Source organism: Achromobacter sp. CF-sbj1-Ac2-l, from assembly GCF_052698165.1.
Genome location: NZ_CP199855.1, coordinates 3242684 through 3264539, shown reverse-complemented (window position 1 = coordinate 3264539; position 21856 = coordinate 3242684). Strand labels below are relative to the sequence as shown.

Sequence of the window (21856 nt, the reverse complement as noted above, 5' to 3'; positions counted from 1 at the left end):
GGACATGCCACAATTAGATAATTCGCATTTGATCGTTGCCATTAAGGCAACGATTGGGGGAGCACCATGATTTCGCTGGGATTGCGGTATTTCCTGGAGGTGGCGCGCTGCGGCTCGATCGCCGGCGCGGCGGCCGCGCAGCATGTGGCGGCTTCGGCCGTGAGCCGCCAAATCGCCAAGCTGGAGGAAGAGCTTGGCATTGCGCTGTTCGAACGCCAGGCGCGTGGCATGGCCTTGAGCGAGGCAGGGCGCCAGTTGGCCGCCTACGCCAACGCCGCCGCGCTGGAGGCCGAGCGCGTCACCACCGCCATCCGCCAGCGCAGCGCGCAGGGCGACGTGACGGTGCGGCTGGCCTGTACCGAGGGCTTCGCGCACCGCTTCCTGCCGCAGTGCATGGCCGATTTCAAGCGCCTGCATCCCGAGGCGCGCTTCCATCTACTGGTGGAGCGGCCGGAGGAGGTCAACCGGCTGATCCTGGAGGGCCTGTCGCAGTTGGCGCTGCGCTACACGGTGGCGCCCGACGAGCGCCTCAAGACCGAGCTGCTGTGCCGCGCGCCGGTCTACGCCATCATGTGCCGTCGCCATCCGCTGGCCGCGCGCCGCAGCGTCGGCGTGCGCGACCTGGCGCAGGCGCCGCTGTCGCTGGGCGATCCGGGCACCACGGTGCGCGACCTGTTCGACACGGCCTGCGCCAATGCCGGCGTGCACATCGAGCCGGCCTATGTGTCCAACCATTCGGCGGCCTTCCTGCCGATGCTGCCGGGCAGCCAGATCGTGGCGTTGACGGGCTACCTGACAGTGATCGGCCTGCTCGACAGCGCCGGCCTGGTGGCGGTGCCGTTCAGCAATCCCGAAATGCGCCAGCGCAGCATCCAGGTCGTGACCTTGCGCGGCGCCACCCTGCCGCCGCTGGCGCGGGCCTTCCTGGCGCTGCTGGCCGAACGCCTGAGCGTGGCGCCGCGCGCCCCGGAAGTGGAACGGGGCGCGGGCTGAGGCGTCGGGCGCGGTGTGGACGGGCGGATCAGGCGCGGCGCGCGCGCCAGTCCGCCACCTTCAAGCGCAGCCGCTCCAGCGCCAGGTACACGATCGGCGTGGTGTACAGCGTCAGGAACTGGCTGATCATCAGCCCGCCGACGATGGTCACCCCCAGCGGCCGGCGCAGTTCCGAGCCTTCGCCCATGCCCAGCACCAGCGGCAGCGCGCCCAGCAGGCCGGCCAGGTTGGTCATGACGATGGGCCGCAGGCGCAGCATGGCGGCGCGATGGATGGCCTGTTCCGGCGTCAGGCCCTCGCGCCGCTCCAGGCCGAGCGCGAAGTCGATCATCAGGATGGCGTTCTTCATCACCACCCCCACCAGCAGGAACAGGCCGAGCAGCGCGATCAGGCTGAACTCGATATCGGCCAGCCGCAGCGCCAGCAGCGCGCCGACGCCGGCCGAGGGCAGGGTCGACAGGATGGTCAGCGGATGCAGCGGGCTTTCGTACAGGATGCCCAGCACCAGGTAGATCGCCACCAGCACGCCCAGGATCAGCCAGGGCTGGTCCTGCAGGCTCTGCTGGAAGCTGCGGGCGTCGCCGCCCAGCCGCGTCTGGATGTGGGCTGGCACCATCAGCCGCGCCATGGCGGCGTCGATGGCGGCCAGGCCCTGCTGCAGCGAGACGCCCTCAGCCAGCGAGAAGCCGACGCCGACGGCGGCAAACAGGCCGTCGTGGAACACGCGGTCATTGACCAGGCCGTGTTCGTAGGTGGCGAAGGCCGACAGCGGCACGCGGCTGCCGTCGGCCGCCACCACCTGCACCCGTTCCAGCACCTCGGGGTCCTCGGTGTAGCGCGGGTCCAGCTCCAGCACCACGCGGTATTGGTTCATCGGGTCGTACAGCGTCGCCACCTGGCGCTGGCTGAAGGAGTTGCCGAGCACGCTGGCGACGGTGCGCATGTCCACGCCCAGGCGCCGGGCGGCGGCGCGATCGATGTTGATGACCACCTGCTGGGTGGCGGCGTCGCCCACCGCGTCGACGTCGCGCAGCTCGGGAATGTCGCGCATCGCGCGCGAGATCCTGCGCGACCATTGCCGCAGCGCCGGCACGTCGCTGGCCATGATGGCCAGCTCGTGGTCGCCGGAATTGCCAAAGCCTCCCGGCATGCGCAGGTCCTGGTCGACGTTCAGGAAGAACATCCCGCCGGGCACCGGCGGGGCGTTGGCGCGCAGCCAGTCGATCACCTGGGCCGAGGATTCGCGCCGCTCGGCAACCGGCTTCAGGCGGATCAGGAACAGCGAATTGCTGATGCCCAGGCTGCCGCCGTTGTAGCCGATCACGTCCTGCACGGCCGGATGCCTGAGCACCAGTTGGCGGTAGACGTCGATCTTGGGCTGCATCACCTGGAACGAGAAGCCGTCGTCGCCGCGCACGAACCCCATCAACTGGCCGGTGTCCTGCTGCGGCAGGAAGCCCTTGGGCGCCTGCGCGTACAGATAGGCGTTCAGCGCCACCACCGCGGCCAGCAGCAGCAGGGTCAGGCGGGCGTGGCCCAACACCCGCGCCAGCGACGCGCCATACCATTGGTGGATGCGGGCGAACACCGCGCGCAGCCGCGAGGGCCGCGTTTGGGTCTCGGCCGGCGGCCGCAGCCAGCGCGCGCACAGGCTGGGAATGATGGCGACCGACACCACCAGCGAGATCAGGATGGCGGCCACCAGCGTGATCGAGAACTCGCGGAACAGCCGCTCCACCAGCCCGCCCATGAACAGGATCGACACGAACACCACCGACAGCGCCAGCGTCATCGCCACCAGGGTGAAGCCGACCTCGCGCACGCCGCGCAGGGCCGCCTGGCGCGGACCCAGGCCGCGCTCGAGGTGGCGCGAGATGTTCTCCAGCACCACGATGGCGTCGTCCACCACCAGGCCCGCGGCCACGATCAGCGCCATCAGCGACAGGTTGTTGAGCGAGAAGCCCCACAGGTACATGACGGCGAAGGTGGCGATCAGGCAGACCGGAATCGCCACGCTGGGAATGGCGGCGGCGCGGGCGCTGCCCAGGAACAGCCACACCACCAGGATCACCAGCCCCACCGCCAGCCCCAGCGTGACGTGGGCCTCGCGCAGCGTGGCGTGGATGCCGGGCGAGCGGTCCAGCACTACGGTCAGGTCGACGTCGGCCGGCATCAGCGCGCGCAGGCCGGGCAGGGCCTGGTTGATGGCGGCGATGGTCTCGATGATGTTGGCGCCCGGCTGGCGGCTGACGGTCAGTACCACCGCCGGGTTGTGGTTGTGAAAACCGCTGCTGTAGCGGTTCTCGACCGAGTCGCTGATCCGCGCCACCTGGGCCAGCCGCAGGGCGGCGCCGTCCTGGTGGCGCACGATCAGGCCGTTGTAGTCGGCGGCCGTGCGCGGCTGGCCGGGCGTGCCGACCTCCCAGCGCTGCGAGGCCGAGTCCAGTTGGCCCTGCGGACCCATGGGGGCGGCGTTGGCGATGGACTGGCGCAGGTCGTCCAGCGCCACGCCGTAGTGCGCCAGCGCATTGGGGTTGACCTGCACTCGCACCGCCGGCAGCGAGCTGCCGCCCAGCGTCACTTCGCCGACGCCGACGATCTGCGAGAGCTTCTGCGCCAGCACCGTGGCGCCCAGGTCGTAGAGCCGGCCGGCGGGTCGGGTGGGCGAGCTGAGCGCCAGCGCCATGATGGGCGCCTGCGACGGATTGACCTTGCGGTAGCTGGGATTGCCCGGCATGCCCGAGGGCAGCTCGGAGCGGGCGGCGTTGATGGCGGCCTGCACGTCGCGCGCGGCGGCGTTGATGTCGCGGTCCAGCGCGAATTGCAACAGCACGCGGGTGGCGCCCTGGTTGCTGGACGAGCTCATGGCGCTGACGCCGGCGATGCCGCCCAGCGCGCGTTCCAGCGGCGCGGCCACGGTGCTGGCCATGCTCTCGGGGCTGGCGCCGGGCAGTTCGGCGCGCACCTCGATGGTGGGGAAGTCGACCTGCGGCAGCGGCGCCACCGGCAGCAGGCGCCAGGCCACCGCGCCCAGCAGCGTCAGGGCCAGCGCCAGGAAGATGCAGGCGATGGGCCGGTGCAGCAGCGCGCGGATCATGGCGCCGGCCGGTCCGCGGGGGCGGGCAGGGCCTTGCGGCGGCCCGCGCCCAGTCGGTGGAAGAACAGGTAGACGGCGGGCGTGGTGAACAGCGTCAGCACCTGGCTGACCAGCAGGCCGCCGACCATCACCCAGCCCAGCGGCTGGCGCAGCTCGGCGCCCGAGCCGGTGGCCAGCATCAGCGGCAGGGCGCCGAACAGCGCCGCCAGCGTGGTCATCAGGATCGGCCGCAGCCGCAGCAGCGCGGCTTCGCGGATCGCCTCGCGCGGCGCCAGGCCGCGGCTGCGTTCGGCTTCCAGCGCGAAGTCGACCATCATGATGCCGTTCTTCTTGACCAGCCCGATCAGCAGGATGATGCCGATCACTGCGATCAGGTCCAGCGGCCGGCCGGTCAGCAGCAGCGCCAGCAGCGCGCCCACCGTGGCCGACGGCAGGGTCGAGAGGATGGTGACCGGGTGGATCGCGCTTTCATACAGCATGCCCAGCACCAGATACATGGTGACCACGGCGGCCAGCATCAGCCACAGGGTGTTGGACAGCGAGGCCTGGAACGCGGACGCCGCGCCCTGCAGGCGCAATTCGACGCTCGCGGGCATGGCGATGTCCTGGCGCGCCGCTTCGATGGCGGCGATGGCCGCGCCCAGTGAACCGCCGGCCGGCAGGTTGAACGAGAAATTCACGGCGGGGAACTGCGACAGGTGGTTGACCGCCAGCGGCACGGCGCGCTCGCTGACCGTGGCCAGCGCCGATAGCGGAATCGGCTGGCCGTCCGCCGTGCGCAGGTGGATGCGTTCCAGCGCTTCGGGGCTGGCGGCCAGGCGCCGGTCCACCTCCAGCACCACGCGGTACTGGTTGGACTGCGTGAACAGGGTGGCGACCTGGCGCTGGCCAAAGGCGCTGTAGAGCGCCTGGGCCACGTCGTCCATGGTCAGGCCCAGGCGCGCGGCGGCGTCGCGCGAGACCTCCAGGTAGGCCTGGCGGCCATCGCCCTGCAGGTCCGACGAGATGTCGGCCAGTTGCGGCGCGGCGGCCAGGCGCTGGGTCAGGGCGTGGCTCCAGCGCGCCAGCAGCGCGCTGTCGGGCGAGGTCAGGGTGAACTGGTATTGGCCGCGGCTGACGCGATCCTCGATGTTCAATTCCTGCACGGGTTGCAGGTACAGCGAGATGCCCTGCACCTGGCGGGCGCGGGCGTCCAGCCGCGCCATGATGTCGGCCAGCGGCGCGCCGCGCTCGCTCCAGGGCTTGAGGTTGACCAGCAGGCGGCCGGTGTTGAGGGTGGCGTTCATGCCGTCGATGCCGATGAAGGACGACAGGCTGGCGACGTCGGGGTCTTCCAGCAGGCTTTGCGCCAGCGCCTGCTGGCGCCGCGACATGGCCTCGAACGAGGTGCTTTGCGCCGACTGGGTCACGCCTTGCAGCGCGCCGCCGTCCTGCGCCGGGAAGAACCCCTTGGGCACCGCCAGGTACAGCAGCCCGGTCAGCGCGACGGTGGCCAGCATCGCCAGCAGCGTCAGGCGCTGGTGGCGCAGCGTGATGTCGAGCCAGCCGGCATAGCGCGCCTGCAGGTGGTCGAGCAGGCCGGGCGGGCGCTCGGCGTGCGGCGGCAGCAGGCGCGCGCACATCATGGGCGTCAGCGTCAGCGACACCGCCAGCGAGATCAGGATGGCCACCGCCAGCGTGATGGCGAATTCGCGGAACAGCCGGCCGACCACGTCTTCCATGAACAGCAGCGGGATCAGCACGGCGATCAGCGACAGCGTCAGCGACACCAGGGTGAAGCCGATCTGTCCGGCGCCCTTGAGCGCGGCCGCCATCGGGCTGTGGCCCTGTTCGCGGTAGCGGGCGATGTTCTCCAGCATGACGATGGCGTCGTCGACCACGAAGCCGGCGCCGATGGTCAGCGCCATCAGCGTGAGATTGTTGGTGGAGAAGCCCGCCAGGTGCATCACGCCAAACGTGCCGATCAGGGACAGCGGCACCGCCAGGCTCGGGATCAGCGTGGCCGGCAGGTTGCGCAGGAACAGGAAGGTCACCAGCACCACCAGCCCGACGGCGAAGGCCAGCTCCCATTGCACGCCGCGCACGGAGGCGCGGATGCTTTCGGTGCGGTCGGTCAGCACCCGCACCTGCGCCGCCGCCGGCAGGCTGGCGGTCAGTTGCGGCAGCAGCGCCTTGACCTGGTCGGCCACGGCGATGACGTTGGCGCCCGGCTGGCGTTGGATGTTCACCAGCACCGCCGGCTGGCGATCGACCCAGGCGGCCAGGTAGCGGTTCTCGGCGCCGTCCTCGACCGTGGCGACGTCGCCCAGCCGCACCGGCGCGCCGTTGCGCCAGGCCACGATCAGGTCGCGGTATTCCTGCGCGCTCTGCAACTGGTCGTTGGCGTCCATGATGACCGAGCGTACCGGGCCGTCGAAGCTGCCCTTGGGCTGGTTGGAGTTGGCCTTGGCGATGGCTTCCTGCACGTCGGACAGCCGCAGGCCGCGCGCGGCCAGCGCCATGGGGTTGGCCTGCACCCGCACCGCGGGCCGCTGGCCGCCGGCCAGGCTGACCATGCCTACGCCCGACAACTGCGCCAGGCGTTGCGTCATGCGCGTGTCGACCAGGTCGTAGACCTGCGGCAGCGGCAGCGAATCCGAGGTCACCGCCAGCGTCAGGATCGGCACGTCGGCCGGGTTGACCTTGCGGTACACCGGCGGCGTCGGCAGGTCGGACGGCAGCAGCGAGCCGCTGGCGCTGATGGCGGCCTGCACCTCCTGTTCGGCCACGCCCAAAGAGACGTCGAGCGAGAACTGCAGCGTGATCACCGAGATGCCGCTGCCGCTGGAGGACGACATCTGCTTGAGGCCCGGGATCTGCCCGAAGCGGCGCTCCAGCGGCGCGGTGACCGCGCGCGCGGTGACGTCGGGGCTGGCGCCGGGGTAGGGCGTGGTGACCTGGATGATGGGGTAGTCGACCTGCGGCAGCGCCGCCACCGGCAGCAGGCGCCAGGCAAGGATGCCCGACAGCAGCAGCGCCAGCATCAGGAACGAGGTGGCGACCGGGCGCAGGATGAAGGGGCGTGACAGGCTCATGGCGTTACGGCTGGGTTTCCACGATCCGCACCTCGCGGCCGTCGTGCAGGCGGTCCACGCCTTCGACCACCACGCGTTCGGCCACGGCCAGGCCGGAGCGGACTTCGACACGGCCGGCATTGGCGCGGCCCAGCGTCAGGTCGCGCCGGGTGGCGCGCTGGTCGTCGCCGATGACGAAGACAAAGGCGCCGTCGGCGCCGTACTGCACCGCCGCCGTGGGAATCGACAGCACCTCTTCCTGCCGCGCCAGCGCCAGGCGGATATTGACGAACTGGTTCGGGAACAGCGCCTCGTCGGCATTCTCGAACAGGGCGCGCAGCTTGACCGTGCCGCTGGCGGCGTGGATCTGGTTGTCCAGCGCCTGCAGGGTGCCCAGCGCGATCAGGCGGCGTTCGTCGGCGTCCCAGGCCTGCACCTGCAGGGCGGCGTCGCCGGCCTGCGCCTGGGCCTGGCGCAGCAGGTCCAGATGGGTCTCCGAAATCGAGAATAGCGCCGAGATCGGGCGCGTCTGCACCAGGGTGGCCAGGCCATTGGCGTCGGCGGCGCGCACGTGGTTGCCGGCGTCCACGCGCCGAAAGCCGATGCGGCCGTCGTGCGGCGCCTGGATGCGGGTCTGTGCCAGCAGGCGGCGGGCGTCGGCGACGCCGGCCATCAGGCGCTGGCGCTGCGCGGCGTAGCTGCGCGCCTGGGCCTCGGCGGTGTCCAGTTGCTGCCCGGCCACCGCTTCCTGGCGCGCCAGTTGCCGGTAGCGGCGCAGGTCGATCTCGGCATTGCCGAGCAACGCCTCGACGCGCGCCAGCTCGCCTTCGGCGGCCGCCAGCGCCGCCTGGTAGGGGCGCGGATCGATCTCGGCCAGCAGTTGGCCGCGGCTGACCGCCTGGCCTTCGGTGTAGTGCAGGCGCTGCAACTGGCCGTCGACCTGGCTGCGCAGCACCACCTGCGCCAGCGGCGTGATGGTGCCCAGCGCATGCAGGTCGCGTGGCAGCGGACCGCGGCGCGCGGCGGCGATGCTGACGGGCACGGGTTGCTGGGCGTAACCGGGAATGGCGGCGGCGGGCGGACCTTGCAGGGCGTAGCGCCAGATTGCCCAGCCGGCCAGCGCGGCCACGGCCAGGAAGGTGGCCAGCGCCAGCCGCTGGCGCAACGCGGCGGGGCCCGCGGAAGAAGGCAAGGGCATCTCGGTACTGCCGGGGGATAAGTTGGGGACAGTACGGATTCTAGCTGAATAATAATTATTAGCGTTTTTATATCAGCTTATCGTCAGGTTTGATGCGGCCTCCCTTGCGCCGGTTTGCCGCCGGCGCGCCCAGGCCGGCCTCGGCCAGCCGCGTCTGGATCAATTCAAGCAGCGCCCGGGCCCGCGCGCTGACCGAGTGGCGGTGGCTGTAGACCCCGAGCAACTGCAGCGGGGCCGGTTGCAGGTCCAGCGGCACTTCGCACAGGCGGCCGGCGGCCAGGTCCTCCTGGCATGAGACGGCCGCCAGGATCGCGAAGCCGATGCCCTGGCGCGCGCCCATCAGCGCCAGTTCGCCGCTGTTGACGCGGTAGCGGCTGCGCACCGGCACCTTGACGATGTCTCCGGCCGCGTCCACGAATTGCCAGGGCATGCCCTTGAGCGCGCTCAGGGTGGTGATGCAGGGCAGCGCCTTGAGCTGGCGCGCCTGGCGCGGCACGCCGACGCGGGCCAGCAGCGCGGGCGAGGCAACCACGATGCTGGGCAATATCGCCAGTTCGCGCGTGATGAGGCTGCTGTCGTCCTGGCGGCCGCGATGGAACACGATCGACAGATCGACATCCTCGCGCAGCGCGTCGATGCCATCGAGGCGGGTGTCGCAGGCCAGGTCGATGCCGGGGTGGCGATCGCAGAACTCCGCCAGGATCGGCGCCAGCAACCGTGGCGCTTCGCCCGGCATGCACAGGTGCAGCGGTCCGCGCAGTTCCTGCCTGGCCGCGCCCAGTTCCTCTTCCGTGGCGTCCAGGCTGTCCAGCAACGGCTTGGCCCGCTGGTACAGCAACTGACCGGCTTCGGTCATGCGCAGATGGCGGGTGCTGCGTTCCAGCAGCCGCAAGCCCAGCCGCCGCTCCAGTCCCGCGACATGGCGGCTGACGTTCGACGACGGCATGGCCAGGCGCCGCGCCGCGCCCGCGAAGCTCTGTTCGTCCACCACCGCCGCGTAGACGCGAACGCTGTTCAGATCCAGGGCCTGACCCATGATTATCCCGTTTGCGATATGAAAGGAACCCATTTTTCCATACTAGTTCTCACATCCGGCGGAATCTACGATGCGGATCCTGTGTGCGGCGTCGGGCCGGCACGCGGGATTTGAAGCAAGGATTCAGCATGGATATCGGAATACTGGGCGGCGGGATCGCCGGCCTGAGCGTCGCGCTCGCCCTGCATCGGTCGGGACACCGGCCGCGGGTCTACGAACGCGGCGCCGCGCCGGCCACGATGGGGGCTGGCGTGACGCTATGGCCCAATGCGGGTTGCGTGCTCGACCGGCTCGGGTTGCTGCCGGACGTCGCGGCGCTGGGGGGCAAGCCGGTGGCGATGCGCCGTTACGACCCCGCGGGCAATGCCCTGGGCGGACTCGACATCACCGCGCTGGATCGCCTGATGGGTTACCCGACCCATGCGATCCTGCGCCGCGACCTGCTGGCCGTGCTGCTGGCGCACACGGCGCGCGCCGGCATCACGGTCGAGTACGGCCATCGCGCGGTGGCGATCGAGCCGGGCGATGATGGCCGCGCCACGGCGCGGTTTGGCAATGGCGCCGCCATCCGGCCGGACCTGCTCATCGGCGCGGACGGCCGGATGGACTCGGTGGCGCGTCGGTTCGTCACGGGCGACAACACGCCGGTGTACCAAGGGTTCGTGAACTGGATCGGCGTCGCGTCGGCTCCAGGCCTGGCCGATGACATCGCCATCCAGGACTATTGGGGCGTCGGCGAGCGTTTCGGCTGCGTCGCGGTGCGGCGGGATCTGGTCTATTGGGCCGGGGCCCAGGTCCGGCCGCTGTCCGCCGCCGGGGAGGGGGCGGATCCGCGCGCGGAGGTTGCCGGCCTTTTCGCCGCTTGGGCCGCGCCGGTCGCGCGCCTCATCCAGGCGACGCCCGCCGACGCCGTGCGCCTGATTGCCGTGCATGACCTGGACACGCCGGCGGTCTGGCATCGGGACAATGTGCTGCTGGTGGGCGATGCCGCGCACGCGCCGTTGCCGACCTCGGGCCAGGGCGCGTGCCAGGCGCTGGAGGATGCCTGGCACCTGGGCCAATGCCTGGCGGCCGGGCCGCGCGACCTGGAGGCGGCGCTGGCCGCCTTCACCGCGATCCGCCGGCCCAAGACCGCCGGCTTGACCGAGCTGGCCCGCGTCCATGCGCGCGGCCTGTTCGAGCGCGATCCGGAGATCTGCCGCCTGCGCGACCAGCAGGCCAGGGCGGCCGACCCGGCGGCGGCGCTGCGGGGCTTGGCCAGCGCCTGGGGCGCAGGGCTGTGAACGGGGATAATACGGTTTTCCAGCCAGTTTCCGCCCCGGCGCGCGCCGGGCCGCTCATAGGGTTTCATCCATGCAAGAAAATACCTCCGCCGCCGCGCTGATCGACGCGCTGCGCACCGACCGCGCCGCGTTGCAGTTGTGGCAAACCGTGGCGCGCGAGTACCAGGGCAAGCATGCCAAGGTGCTGGCGCCGCTGGAGGTCACCGAGATCGAGCTCAAGGCCAGGCTGGTGCTCTGCTTCGACCATGCCGCCAGGCAGAAGGAGCTGACCAAGGCGGAACGTCAACTGGTGTCCGAGATCGCCGCGCAATTGGGGCAGGAGACGCTGTTCTCGATCCTGCTGGACGGCACGCCGGCCGAATGCGACATCGAGCGCCTAAAGGCGGTCTACCGCAAGCACAGCGGTTCCGACATCGACGCCGAAGTGGCCGAGGAACGCGAGGCCGAGGCGGCCGAGATGGCCGAGATGGCCGCCTCCGCGCAGGCCCAGGCAGACGCGCCCGCCACCGCCGCGACGTTCGCGCCGGACGCGCTGGCGCAGGCCGAGGCCTTGCTGGCGCTGGGGCCGGACGGCCTGGACGGCGTGCCCCAGGACAAGCTGGCGCTGGCCATTCCCGTGCTGCGGGAGCAACTGGCGGCCGTGAACCGCGAGCTGGCCGCGTTCGAGCGCGACTTCAAGGCCGAATACCGCTTCGATCCGGAGCAGCCGATCGACCCGGCCGACCTGATGGAAGACCTGGACGCGGAAATCGCCGATGTGCAGGACTACATCGGCGAGCTGGAGTTCGAGCTGTCGCAGTTCGTCGACATGCAGCAGCTCAAGGCCTGGCTCAAGGCCATGAAGAAGCAACTGGAAGCGACCCGCCGGCGCGAAGCGCGCGGCTGATAAACGGGGCGGCCGCCCGCGCTTCAAGGCGCCCGGCGCGGCCCGGCGGGCACGATCTTCATCATCGGCGCCGCCGGCTTGGCCGCGGCGTCCGCGCGCGGCCGGATCATCCACGGCCAGAAGCGCCACAGGTACAGGCCGAACCCCAGCGCCCAGGCGCCGGCCGACGCATGCAGCAAGCCCAGCGCGGCGCCGGTCGGCACCAGGGCGGCCAGGCGCAGCAGCGCCGCCAGGATCACCAGCGCATAGCTCAGCACCATGCTGCGGTCGGCGCGCAGCGGCCGGCCCAGGTGGCCCATCGCCGTGCGCGTGGCCATGCCGATGATCAGCACCGAGAAACCGGCCACGCCGATGACGTGCGCCGGCCAGGCGGGCCGCGCCACGTAGCCGGCCAGTTGCGCCGCGCCCGCCAGCAGGCCGAGGCCCAGGCCCAGATAACCCGCGTACAGGACCCACAGCAGCGGCACGCGGCGCGCGGCCCACGGCTTCCAGGCCAGCCACTGCGCCAGCGCCAGGATGCCGGTGACCGCGAGCAGCAGCGCGGCGGCACGCGGCGCCCCGGCCAGCAGGCCGGCAATCGCCAACACGCCGGCGCCGAGCTGCAAATGGCCGCTGCGGGTGTGGGGCGGAATTTCCAGGCCCTGCACGGCCCGCTTGGCGAAGAACGGCAGCACCCGGCGCGCGATCAGCAGCGTCAGCACCGCCATCGTCAAAAGGCCGGCGTTGAAGTAGCGCATCAGCGCCAGGTAATCGCCCGCCAGCGCGGCGCGCAGATACAGCGCGTGGGCCGCGGCCAGCGCCAGCAGCAGCAATGGCACGCCGTAGTTGCGGCGATTGCGCGTGATCCAGACGGCGCGCGCCAGGGCAATGGCGGCCGACAGGAAGAACAGCAGGTCGGCCACGGCGGCGACGGTGAAGGCCGTCATGCCGGGCGCCAGGTAGGCGCCGCGCGCCACCAGCCAGACCACACACAGCGCCGCCAGCGGCGCGCCGCGCAGCGGATTGCGGCCGGTCCAGTTGGCGCCGGCCGTCAGCAGGAAGCCGACCGCGATGGTGGCCACGAAGCCCCACAGCATCTCGTGGGCGTGCCACGGCATGGCGGTCAGCACGCCCGTCAGTCGGGCCGGCGCGAACACCCATAGCAGCACCGACAGCAACGCCCAGGCGCAGCCAGCCAGGTACAGCGGGCGAAAGCCCATTTCGGTGAAGGCGCGCCAATTCGGCCGCGGGGCGCCGTCGGCGGCGGGTTCTTCCAGGGTGAGCAGGGTGGACATGTTGGCCTTTGCGCGGATGGCCGGCGGAGCGGCCTTGAATGTGTATTTGAAATACATATTAACGCCGCCAGACGCTTTCGGCCCATCGCGCGGATTTGATCCCGCGCAAACGCGGCGGCTTTTCCGGGGTGACTAGTCACATCGGCGGCGCCGATATGGTCGGCCGGCGAATGGTGGCGGCAGGCGCGGATGCCTAGGCTTGGGGCTGTCGTATTCCGTGTGCAAAAAAGCGAGAACCACCATGGCATCAACCCACCCCTCGGCCAGCGCGCCCATGCGGGTCCTGGTATCCAGCACCTTCGCCTTCACCATCTGCTTCGCGGTATGGATGATCTTCGCGGTGCTGGGCATTCCCATCAAGACACAGCTTGGCCTGTCCGAGACCGAATTCGGCCTGCTGGCCGCCATGCCGGTGCTGACCGGCTCCCTGGTGCGCGTGCCGCTGGGCATCTGGACCGACCGCTACGGCGGCCGGCCGGTGTTCTTCGTGCTGATGCTGCTGGCGGTGGTGCCGATCTGGCTGCTGTCCTACGCCACCGAGTACTGGCAATTCCTGGTGCTGGCGCTGTTCGTGGGCCTGACCGGCGGCTCGTTCTCGGTCGGCACGCCTTACGTGGCGCGCTGGTTTCCGCGCAACAAGCAGGGCCTGGCCATGGGCGTGTTCGGCGCCGGCAATTCGGGCTCGGCCATCACCAAGTTCGTGGCGCCGGCGCTGATCGCCGCGGCCGGCGGCGCCTGGGTGATCGTGCCGCAGGTGTACGCGGTGGCCTTGCTGGTGACGGCGATCCTGTTCTGGCTGTTCTCGGCCTCGGATCCGTCGCACCGGGTGGCCGGCGGCGCCAGCCTGAAGGCGCAATTCGCGATGCTGAAGGACCCGCGCGTGTGGCGCTACTGCCAGTACTACTCGGTGGTGTTCGGCGGCTACGTGGCGCTGGCGCTCTGGATGACCAAGTACTACATCGGCGAGTATGGCTTCGACATGAAGCTGGCGGCGCTGCTGGCCGCGTGCTTCTCGCTGCCGGGCGGCGTGCTGCGCGCCATGGGCGGCTGGATCTCGGACCGCTACGGCGCCTACAAGACCACCTGGTGGGTGATGTGGGTGTGCTGGGTGGCGTTCTTCATCCTGAGCTATCCGCAGACGCACTTCACCGTGCTGACCACCGGCGGCCCGCGCCAGTTCGACATCGCCCTGGGCCCGACCAGCTTCACCATCCTGCTGTTCATCGTCGGCATCGCCATGGCGATTGGCAAGGCCTCGGTCTTCAAGTTCATCTCGGATGAGTTCGGCCAGAACATCGGCGCGGTCTCGGGCATCGTCGGCCTGGCCGGCGGCCTGGGCGGCTTCATCCTGCCGATCCTGTTCGGCGTGCTGCTCGACCTGACCGGCGTGCGCTCCAGCGCCTTCATGCTGCTGTACGGCACGGTCTGCGTCTCGCTCATCTTCATGCATTTCAGTTTCCGGCCCGAAAGCGCCGCCACCGCGCGGCGCCAAGCCGCCTGACCCCCACCGGAGAACACCTATGTCTTCCCATGTCCTGGCGCGCTGGGAGCCGGAAAACCCCGGCTTCTGGAAACAGACCGGCGCCCGCATCGCCAACCGCAACCTGTGGATTTCCATTCCCGCGCTGATGCTGGCGTTCAGCATCTGGATGCTGTGGAGCGTGGTGGTGGTCAACCTCGACCGCGCCGGCTTCATGCTGTCCAAGAACCAGTTGTTCTGGCTGACCGCGCTGCCGGCGCTGTCGGGGGCCACGCTGCGCATCTTCTATTCGTTCCTGGTGCCGGTGTTCGGCGGCCGCAAGTGGACCGCGATCTCGACCGCCTCGCTGCTGATCCCGGCGCTGGGCATGGGCTTCGCGCTGCGCGACCCGACCACCTCGTTCCCGACGCTGCTGATCCTGGCGCTGCTGTGCGGCCTGGGGGGCGGCAACTTCAGCTCCAGCATGGCCAACATCAGCTTCTTCTTTCCCAAGGACAAGAAGGGCCTGGCCACGGGCCTGAACGCCGGCATCGGCAATCTGGGCGTGTCGCTGGTGCAGTTCGTGGTGCCGGTGGTGATTTCGATGGGCGTGTTCGGCGCGCTGGGCGGCGAGCCGCAGACGATTACCGCCGGCGGCGTCCAACGCAGCCTGTGGCTGCAGAACGCCGGCTTCATCTGGGTCATTCCGATCGCGCTGGCCTCGCTGGCGGCATGGTTCGGCATGAACGACATCGCCGACGCGCGCGCCTCGTTCGCCGACCAGGCCGTGATATTCAAGCGCAAGCACAACTGGCTGATGTGCTGGCTGTACGTGGGCACCTTCGGCTCGTTCATCGGTTTCTCGGCGGGCTTTGCCATGCTGACCAAGACGCTGTTCCCGCAGGTCGACCCGACCACCTACGCCTTCCTGGGCCCGCTGGTGGGCTCGCTGACCCGGCCGGTGGGCGGCTGGGTCTCGGACAAGCTGGGCGGGGCGCGCGTCACGCTGTTCACCTTCATCGGCATGATCGCCGCGGTGCTGGGCGTGGTGATGTTCCTGCCGCTGAACGGGCAGGGCGGCGATTTCAACGGCTTCCTGGCCATGTTCATCGTGTTGTTCGCGCTGACCGGCGTGGGCAACGGCTCGACCTTCCGCATGATCCCGGTGATCTTCCTGCGCGAGCGCACCCAGGCCGCGCACGGCAAGGGCGCAGCCGCGCAGAAGCAGGCCCTGACCGACGCGGCGCGCGAATCGGCCGCGGTGCTGGGCTTTTCCGGCGCCATCGGCGCCTATGGCGGCTTTTTCATCCCGCGCAGCTTCGGCACCTCGCTGGAGCTGACCGGCAGCGCCCAGGCGGCCCTGTATTGCTTCATCGGCTTCTACGCCACCTGCGTGCTGATCACCTGGTGGTACTACGCGCGCCGCAACGCGCCGGTGCCCTGCTGAAGCGGGGCTGGCCGGGGTGACTAGTCACTCTGCCGCGCCCGCCCTGTGCCACCGGCGAATGGTCGGCGCGGCGGGCGACCACTAAAGTGATTTTGACAGCACGGATTGCAGTACGCGCCGGCCGCGCCGGCGCTCTTGGAGAAACGCAATGAGTCATTTTCTGGACCGGTTGAAGTTCATGTCGCGGGTGAAATCCACCTACGCGGACGGTCACGGGGCAGTGGTCAATGAAGACCGCAAGTGGGAAAACGCCTATCGCGCCCGCTGGCAGCACGACAAGGTGGTGCGCTCGACCCACGGGGTCAATTGCACCGGCTCGTGCTCGTGGAAGGTCTACGTCAAGAACGGCCTGATCACCTGGGAGACCCAGCAGACCGACTACCCGCGCACGCGGCCGGACCTGCCCAACCACGAGCCGCGCGGCTGTCCGCGTGGCGCGTCCTATAGCTGGTACGTCTATTCGGCGCAGCGCGTGAAGTACCCGATGATGCGCGGCCGCCTGATGGAAATGTGGCGCGAGGCGCGCAAGACCATGGACCCGATCGCGGCCTGGGAATGGATCAGCCAGGACCCGGCGCGCGCCAGGCGCTACAAGTCGGTGCGAGGGCTGGGCGGCTTCGTGCGCACGGACTGGGACACGGCCACCGAGATGATCGCCGCCGCCAATGCCTACACCATCAAGAAGTTCGGCCCCGACCGCCTGATCGGCTTTTCGCCGATTCCCGCCATGTCGATGGTCAGCTACGCCGCCGGCGCCCGCTACCTGAGCCTGCTGGGCGGCGCCTGCCTGAGCTTCTACGACTGGTATTGCGACCTGCCGCCGGCCAGCCCGCAGATCTGGGGCGAGCAGACCGACGTGCCGGAATCGGCCGACTGGTACAACTCGACCTACCTGATGGTGTGGGGCTCGAACGTGCCGCAGACCCGCACGCCCGACGCCCACTTCTACACCGAGGTCCGCTACAAGGGCACCAAGACGGTGGCGGTGTCCAGCGACTTCGGCGAAATGGTCAAGTTCGGCGACATCTGGCTGGCGCCCAAGCAGGGCACCGACGCCGCGCTGGCGATGGCCATGGGCCATGTCATCCTCAAGGAATTCCACCTGTCGGGCGCCTCGGCCTATTTCCGCGACTACGTGCGGCGCTACACCGACATGCCGATGCTGGTCCTGCTCAAGGAGCGCGACGGCTTTTATGCGCCCGACCATTTCCTGCGCGCCTCGCAGCTTGACGGCGCGCTGGGCGAGCAGAACAACCCCGACTGGAAGACGCTGGTATTCGACGAAACCAGCGGCGACCTGGTGGCGCCCAACGGCAGCATCGGCTTTCGCTGGGGCGAGGGCGCGGTCAACGGCGGCGAGAAGGTCGGCCGCTGGAACCTGGAAGCGCGCGACGGCGGCAGCGGCCGCGCCATCGAGCCGCGCCTGAGCCTGGCGGACAGCGCCGACACCGTGGTCGGCGTGGGTTTCCCGTACTTCGGCGCTGAGCACGACGAACTGCTGGTGCGCAACGTGCCGGCGCGCCGCATCCGCCTGGCCGACGGCAGCGAGGCCCTGGCGGCCACGGTGTACGACCTGCAGATGGCCAACTACGGCCTGGATCGCGGCCTGGGCGGCGGCAACGTGGCCGCGTCCTATGACGACGACGTGCCCTACACCCCGGCCTGGCAGGAAAAGCACACCGGCGTGCCGCGCGCGCAGGTGATCCAGGTGGCGCGCGAGTTCGCCCAGAACGCCCACGACACCGAGGGCAAGTCGATGGTCATCGTCGGCGCCGGCCTGAACCACTGGTACCACATGGACATGATTTACCGCGGCATCATCAACATGTTGATGATGTGCGGCTGCGTCGGCAAGAGCGGCGGCGGCTGGGCCCACTATGTGGGCCAGGAAAAGCTGCGGCCGCAGTTCGGCTGGGCGCCGCTGGCGTTCGCCTCCGACTGGGTGCGCCCGCCGCGCCAGATGAACGGCACCTCGTTCTTCTACGCCCATACCAGCCAGTGGCGCCATGAAAAGCTGAACGTGCAGGAAGTGCTGGGCCCGACCGCCGACCGCGGCCGCTATGGCGACCTCAGCATGATCGACCTGAACGCCCGCGCCGAGCGCATGGGCTGGCTGCCGTCGGCGCCGCAGCTGCGCACCAATCCGCTGGACCTGACCGCGCAGGCCGAAGCCGCCGGCAAGGACCCGGTGGCCCACGCCGTCGAGCAGCTCAAGTCCGGCGAACTGCGCATGTCCTGCGAAGACCCCGACGACCCCGCCAACTTCCCGCGCAACATGTTCGTGTGGCGCTCCAACATCCTGGGCTCCAGCGGCAAGGGCCACGAGTACTTCCTGAAGTACCTGCTGGGCACGCAGAACGCGGTGTTCGGCGACGAGGCCGAAGCCATCAAGCCGGTCGAGGTCAACTACCAGGAAGACGCGGCCGAGGGCAAGCTCGACCTGCTGACGGTGCTGGACTTCCGCATGAGCACCACTTGCCTGTACGGCGACATCGTGCTGCCGACGGCCACCTGGTACGAGAAGGACGACCTCAACACGTCCGACATGCACCCCTTCATCCACCCGCTGAGCGAAGCCGTGCAGCCGCTCTGGGAAAGCAAGACCGACTGGGAGATCTACAAGCTGCTGGCCAGGAAGTTCAGCGAGATCGGCGGCCCCTACCTGGGCAAGCGCCGCGACCTGGTGCTGACGCCGCTGATGCATGACACCCCGGGGGAACTGGGGCAGGCCTTCGAACCCAGGGACTGGAAGCTGGGCGAATGCGACCTGGTGCCGGGCAAGACCGCGCCCAACATGACCGTGGTCGAGCGCGACTACAACGACATCTACCGCAAGTTCACCTCGGTCGGTCCGCTGCTGGACAAGCTGGGCAACGGCGGCAAGGGCATCAACTGGAACACCGAGCACGAAGTGGGCGAACTGGCCGGCATCAACGAGCGCGTGGCCGAAGCTGGCGTGAGCCAGGGCCGGCCGCGGCTGGACAGCGCCATCGACGCCGCCGAAATGATCCTGACCTTCGCCCCCGAGACCAATGGCCACGTGTCGGTCAAGGCCTGGGAAGCGCTGGGCAAGATCACCGGCCGCGACCACACCCACCTGGCGGTGGGCCGCGAGCACGACAAGATCCGCTTCCGCGACATCCAGGCGCAGCCGCGCAAGATCATCTCGGCGCCGACCTGGTCGGGCCTGGAAAGCGAAGAAGTCAGCTACAACGCCGGCTACACCAACGTGCACGAGCTGATCCCGTGGCGCACCCTGACCGGCCGCCAGCAGTTCTACCAGGACCACCGCTGGATGCTGGACTTCGGCGAGGGTTCGTGCGTCTACAAGCCGGCGATCGACACCAAGACCATCGCGCCGATGCTGGGGCGCTATCCCAATGGCGAGAAGGAGCTGGTGCTGAACTGGCTGACGCCGCACCAGAAGTGGGGCATCCACAGCACCTATTCCGACAACCTGCGCATGCTGACCCTGAGCCGCGGCGGTCCCCACGTGTGGATCTCCGAGGCCGAGGCCAAGCAGGCCGGGCTGGTCGACAACGACTGGGTCGAGGTGTTCAACGTCAACGGCACGCTGACCGCGCGGGTGGTGGTGAGCCAGCGCGTGCCGGTCGGCATGTGCCTGATGTACCACGCCCAGGAAAAGATCGTGAACGTGCCGGGCGCGGAGACCAGCGGCAAGCGCGGCGGCATCCACAACTCGGTGACGCGCACCGTGCTCAAGCCGACCCACATGATCGGCGGCTACGCCCAGCAGGCCTACGGCTTCAACTACTACGGCACCGTGGGCGCCAACCGCGACGAATTCGTGGTGCTGCGCAAGATGAAGAAGGTGGACTGGCTGGAAGGCCCGCTGGTCGAGGATCCCGCCGCCCAAACGCAACAGGAAGAGAAGCAATCATGAGGATACGCGCCCAAATCGGCATGGTGCTGAATCTGGACAAGTGCATCGGCTGCCACACTTGCTCGGTCACCTGCAAGAACGTCTGGACCAGCCGCGACGGCGTCGAGTACGCCTGGTTCAACAACGTCGAGACCAAGCCCGGCATCGGCTATCCCAAGGAATGGGAGAACCAGGAGAAATGGCAGGGCGGCTGGCGCCGCACGGCGGCGGGCAAGCTGGAACCGCGCCAGGGCGGCAAGCTGCGCATCCTGGCCAACCTGTTCGCCAACCCGAACCTGCCGCAGATCGACGACTATTACGAGCCGTTCACCTTCGACTACGAGCACCTGAAGAACGCGCCGCTGTCGCAGACGCCGCCGACGGCGCGCCCGGTGTCGGTGCTGACCGGCAAGAAGATGGACAAGATCGTCTGGGGTCCGAACTGGGAGGACGACCTGGGCGGCGAATTCGCCGCGCGCAGCCGCGACGCCCTGTTCGAGGGCGTGCAGAAGGAGATGTACTCGACCTTCGAGAACACCTTCATGATGTACCTGCCGCGCCTGTGCGAACACTGCCTGAACCCGGCCTGTGTCGCCAGCTGCCCGTCGGGCTCGATCTACAAGCGCGAGGACGACGGCATCGTGCTGGTCGACCAGGACAAGTGCCGCGGCTGGCGCATGTGCATCTCGGGCTGCCCGTACAAGAAGATCTACTACAACTGGCATAGCGGCAAGGCCGAGAAGTGCACCTTCTGCTACCCGCGCATCGAGGCCGGCCAGCCGACCGTGTGCTCGGAGACCTGCGTCGGCCGCATCCGCTACCTGGGCGTGATGCTGTACGACGCCGACCAGATCGAGCGCGCCGCCGCCGTCGGCAACGAGCAGGACCTGTACCAGTCGCAGCTGGACCTGTTCCTGGATCCGCACTCGCCCGAGGTGATCGCCGCCGCGCGCGAGCAGGGCATCCCGGAATCCTGGCTGGAAGCCGCGCGCCAGTCGCCGGTCTACAAGATGGCGGTGGAGTGGCGCGTCGCCTTCCCGCTGCATCCGGAATACCGCACGCTGCCGATGGTCTGGTACATCCCGCCGCTGTCGCCGATCCAGACCGCCGCCGAGGCCGGAAAGATGCCTCAGCGCACGCTCGGCACCAGCGCCATGATCCCGGATGTGGCCAGCCTGCGCATCCCGGTGCGCTACCTGGCCAACCTGCTGACGGCGGGCAAGGAAGCCCCCGTGCTGCGGGCGCTCGAACGGATGCTGGCGATGCGCGCCTACAAGCGTGCCGAGACCGTGCATGGCGAGCGCGATACGGCCCTGCTGGAGCAGGTCGGCCTGTCGGAAGAAACCGTGCAGGACATGTACCGCATCATGGCGATTGCCGACTACGAGGACCGCTTCGTGGTGCCCAGCAGCCACAAGGAAATCGTCGAGGACAGCTTCAACGAGAAGGGCAGCTGCGGCTTCACCTTCGGCAACGGCTGCTCGGGCGGCGTCTCGGAAGGCACGCTGTTCGGCCGCAAGCCGCAGGGCAGCGAGATCTTCATCGACATGCCGAAGTCGCGCAAGAAGGCCGCGGCCTGAGACGGGAGAAAACCATGAGCCTTTATCGCCTGCTTTCCGCGCTGCTCTGCTACCCCGAACAGGAACTGCTGGACGCCCTGACCGAGGTCGAGGGCGCGCTGGCCGCCTATCCGGAAGCCGAGGAAACCCTGCAACCGCTGATCGGCCACCTCGCCAGCCAGGACCTGATCGCGCTGCAGGAGACCTACGTGGCCACCTTCGACCGCAACCGCGCCCATTCGCTGCACCTGTTCGAGCACGTGCACGGCGAAAGCCGCGACCGTGGCCAGGCCATGGTCGACCTGCTGGAGACCTACCGCCAGCACGGCTTCGAACCGGTGGTGTCGGAACTGCCGGACCACGTACCGCTGTTCCTGGAGTTCCTGGGCGTGATCGACCCGGCCGTGGCGCAGGACCTGCTGGACGACGCCATCCACGTGCTGGCCGCCATCGGCGCGCGCCTGGCGCGCAACGAGAGCCCGTACGCCAGCGTCTTCGTCGTGCTGCGCGGCCTGTCGCGGGTCACGCCGCGCGAGCAGACCGCGCCGCCGGTGCGCGACATGGACGAAGCCATGGAGACCTTCGGCGCTGGCGCCGACGGCGTCGAACCGCTGCTGCGCCCGTTCTCGGGCGACGGCGCGCAGGCCGTGCGCTTCTATCCCCGGGCGCCGGTCACCCGCTAATTTCC

At 69.3% G+C, this 21856-nt stretch carries 13 protein-coding genes; 8 read left to right on the top strand and 5 right to left on the bottom strand.

What is annotated here, in order from left to right:
- The first annotated feature begins 66 nt into the window (after nucleotides 1-66).
- Nucleotides 67-993 carry a LysR family transcriptional regulator gene (locus tag ACUDCK_RS14890; RefSeq protein WP_054504267.1) on the top strand — a complete coding sequence of 309 codons (927 nt, stop codon included), beginning with the start codon at nucleotides 67-69 and terminating at the stop codon, nucleotides 991-993.
- 28 nt (nucleotides 994-1021) lie between these two features.
- Here ACUDCK_RS14890 and ACUDCK_RS14885 read toward each other — a convergent pair whose 3' ends face one another.
- From ACUDCK_RS14885 to ACUDCK_RS14870, 4 genes are all read right to left on the bottom strand, one after another.
- On the bottom strand, nucleotides 1022-4090 hold the full coding sequence (locus ACUDCK_RS14885; protein ID WP_175167984.1) for an efflux RND transporter permease subunit: 3069 nt from the start codon (nucleotides 4088-4090) through the stop codon (nucleotides 1022-1024).
- Nucleotides 4087-7164: a multidrug efflux RND transporter permease subunit gene (locus tag ACUDCK_RS14880; protein WP_116791114.1), complete on the bottom strand. Its 3078-nt coding sequence runs from the start codon at nucleotides 7162-7164 to the stop codon at nucleotides 4087-4089. Before ACUDCK_RS14880 ends, ACUDCK_RS14885 begins: the two co-directional genes overlap by 4 nt.
- Nucleotides 7165-7168: 4 nt before the next feature.
- A complete protein-coding gene (locus ACUDCK_RS14875) occupies nucleotides 7169-8341 on the bottom strand; it encodes an efflux RND transporter periplasmic adaptor subunit (protein WP_175143824.1) in 1173 nt (390 codons plus the stop codon).
- Between the two features lie 67 nt (nucleotides 8342-8408).
- Nucleotides 8409-9377, bottom strand: coding sequence for a LysR family transcriptional regulator (locus ACUDCK_RS14870; RefSeq protein WP_175167983.1), 969 nt, complete (start codon nucleotides 9375-9377; stop codon nucleotides 8409-8411).
- Between the two features lie 128 nt (nucleotides 9378-9505).
- On the opposite strand from ACUDCK_RS14870, the gene ACUDCK_RS14865 reads away from it, so the two are divergent.
- Nucleotides 9506-10660, top strand: coding sequence for an FAD-dependent oxidoreductase (locus ACUDCK_RS14865; protein WP_175167982.1), 1155 nt, complete (start codon nucleotides 9506-9508; stop codon nucleotides 10658-10660).
- Between the two features lie 70 nt (nucleotides 10661-10730).
- Entirely contained in the window at nucleotides 10731-11546 is an 816-nt protein-coding gene (locus ACUDCK_RS14860; protein WP_175167981.1) for a hypothetical protein, read from the top strand.
- A gap of 23 nt (nucleotides 11547-11569) precedes the next feature.
- On the opposite strand, the gene ACUDCK_RS14855 is transcribed toward ACUDCK_RS14860, so the two are convergent.
- Nucleotides 11570-12820: an NnrS family protein gene (locus ACUDCK_RS14855; RefSeq protein ID WP_175167980.1), complete on the bottom strand. Its 1251-nt coding sequence runs from the start codon at nucleotides 12818-12820 to the stop codon at nucleotides 11570-11572.
- Nucleotides 12821-13061: 241 nt separating this feature from the next.
- On the opposite strand from ACUDCK_RS14855, the gene ACUDCK_RS14850 reads away from it, so the two are divergent.
- The 5 genes from ACUDCK_RS14850 (at nucleotide 13062) to narJ (ending at nucleotide 21851) form a co-directional block, all read left to right on the top strand.
- Complete coding sequence (locus ACUDCK_RS14850; protein WP_049074042.1) at nucleotides 13062-14321, top strand: MFS transporter; 1260 nt, start codon at nucleotides 13062-13064, stop codon at nucleotides 14319-14321.
- A 19-nt stretch (nucleotides 14322-14340) separates the two neighbouring features.
- Entirely contained in the window at nucleotides 14341-15726 is a 1386-nt protein-coding gene (locus ACUDCK_RS14845) for a NarK family nitrate/nitrite MFS transporter (RefSeq protein ID WP_063581760.1), read from the top strand.
- A 148-nt stretch (nucleotides 15727-15874) separates the two neighbouring features.
- A complete protein-coding gene (locus tag ACUDCK_RS14840) occupies nucleotides 15875-19630 on the top strand; it encodes a nitrate reductase subunit alpha (protein ID WP_175143829.1) in 3756 nt (1251 codons plus the stop codon).
- Nucleotides 19627-21189: a nitrate reductase subunit beta gene (gene narH, locus ACUDCK_RS14835; protein ID WP_175143830.1), complete on the top strand. Its 1563-nt coding sequence runs from the start codon at nucleotides 19627-19629 to the stop codon at nucleotides 21187-21189. Before ACUDCK_RS14840 ends, narH begins: the two co-directional genes overlap by 4 nt.
- 14 nt (nucleotides 21190-21203) lie before the next feature.
- Nucleotides 21204-21851 carry a nitrate reductase molybdenum cofactor assembly chaperone gene (gene narJ / locus ACUDCK_RS14830; RefSeq protein WP_175143831.1) on the top strand — a complete coding sequence of 216 codons (648 nt, stop codon included), beginning with the start codon at nucleotides 21204-21206 and terminating at the stop codon, nucleotides 21849-21851.
- Nucleotides 21852-21856 lie beyond the last annotated feature (5 nt).

Coding starts and splice junctions, on each gene's coding strand:
- ACUDCK_RS14890 (WP_054504267.1), top strand. CDS start 67: ATGATTTCGCTGGGATTGCGGTATTTCCTGGAGGTGGCGCGCTGCGGC.
- ACUDCK_RS14885 (WP_175167984.1), bottom strand. CDS start 4,090: ATGATCCGCGCGCTGCTGCACCGGCCCATCGCCTGCATCTTCCTGGCG.
- ACUDCK_RS14880 (WP_116791114.1), bottom strand. CDS start 7,164: ATGAGCCTGTCACGCCCCTTCATCCTGCGCCCGGTCGCCACCTCGTTC.
- ACUDCK_RS14875 (WP_175143824.1), bottom strand. CDS start 8,341: ATGCCCTTGCCTTCTTCCGCGGGCCCCGCCGCGTTGCGCCAGCGGCTG.
- ACUDCK_RS14870 (WP_175167983.1), bottom strand. CDS start 9,377: ATGGGTCAGGCCCTGGATCTGAACAGCGTTCGCGTCTACGCGGCGGTG.
- ACUDCK_RS14865 (WP_175167982.1), top strand. CDS start 9,506: ATGGATATCGGAATACTGGGCGGCGGGATCGCCGGCCTGAGCGTCGCG.
- ACUDCK_RS14860 (WP_175167981.1), top strand. CDS start 10,731: ATGCAAGAAAATACCTCCGCCGCCGCGCTGATCGACGCGCTGCGCACC.
- ACUDCK_RS14855 (WP_175167980.1), bottom strand. CDS start 12,820: ATGTCCACCCTGCTCACCCTGGAAGAACCCGCCGCCGACGGCGCCCCG.
- ACUDCK_RS14850 (WP_049074042.1), top strand. CDS start 13,062: ATGGCATCAACCCACCCCTCGGCCAGCGCGCCCATGCGGGTCCTGGTA.
- ACUDCK_RS14845 (WP_063581760.1), top strand. CDS start 14,341: ATGTCTTCCCATGTCCTGGCGCGCTGGGAGCCGGAAAACCCCGGCTTC.
- ACUDCK_RS14840 (WP_175143829.1), top strand. CDS start 15,875: ATGAGTCATTTTCTGGACCGGTTGAAGTTCATGTCGCGGGTGAAATCC.
- narH (WP_175143830.1), top strand. CDS start 19,627: ATGAGGATACGCGCCCAAATCGGCATGGTGCTGAATCTGGACAAGTGC.
- narJ (WP_175143831.1), top strand. CDS start 21,204: ATGAGCCTTTATCGCCTGCTTTCCGCGCTGCTCTGCTACCCCGAACAG.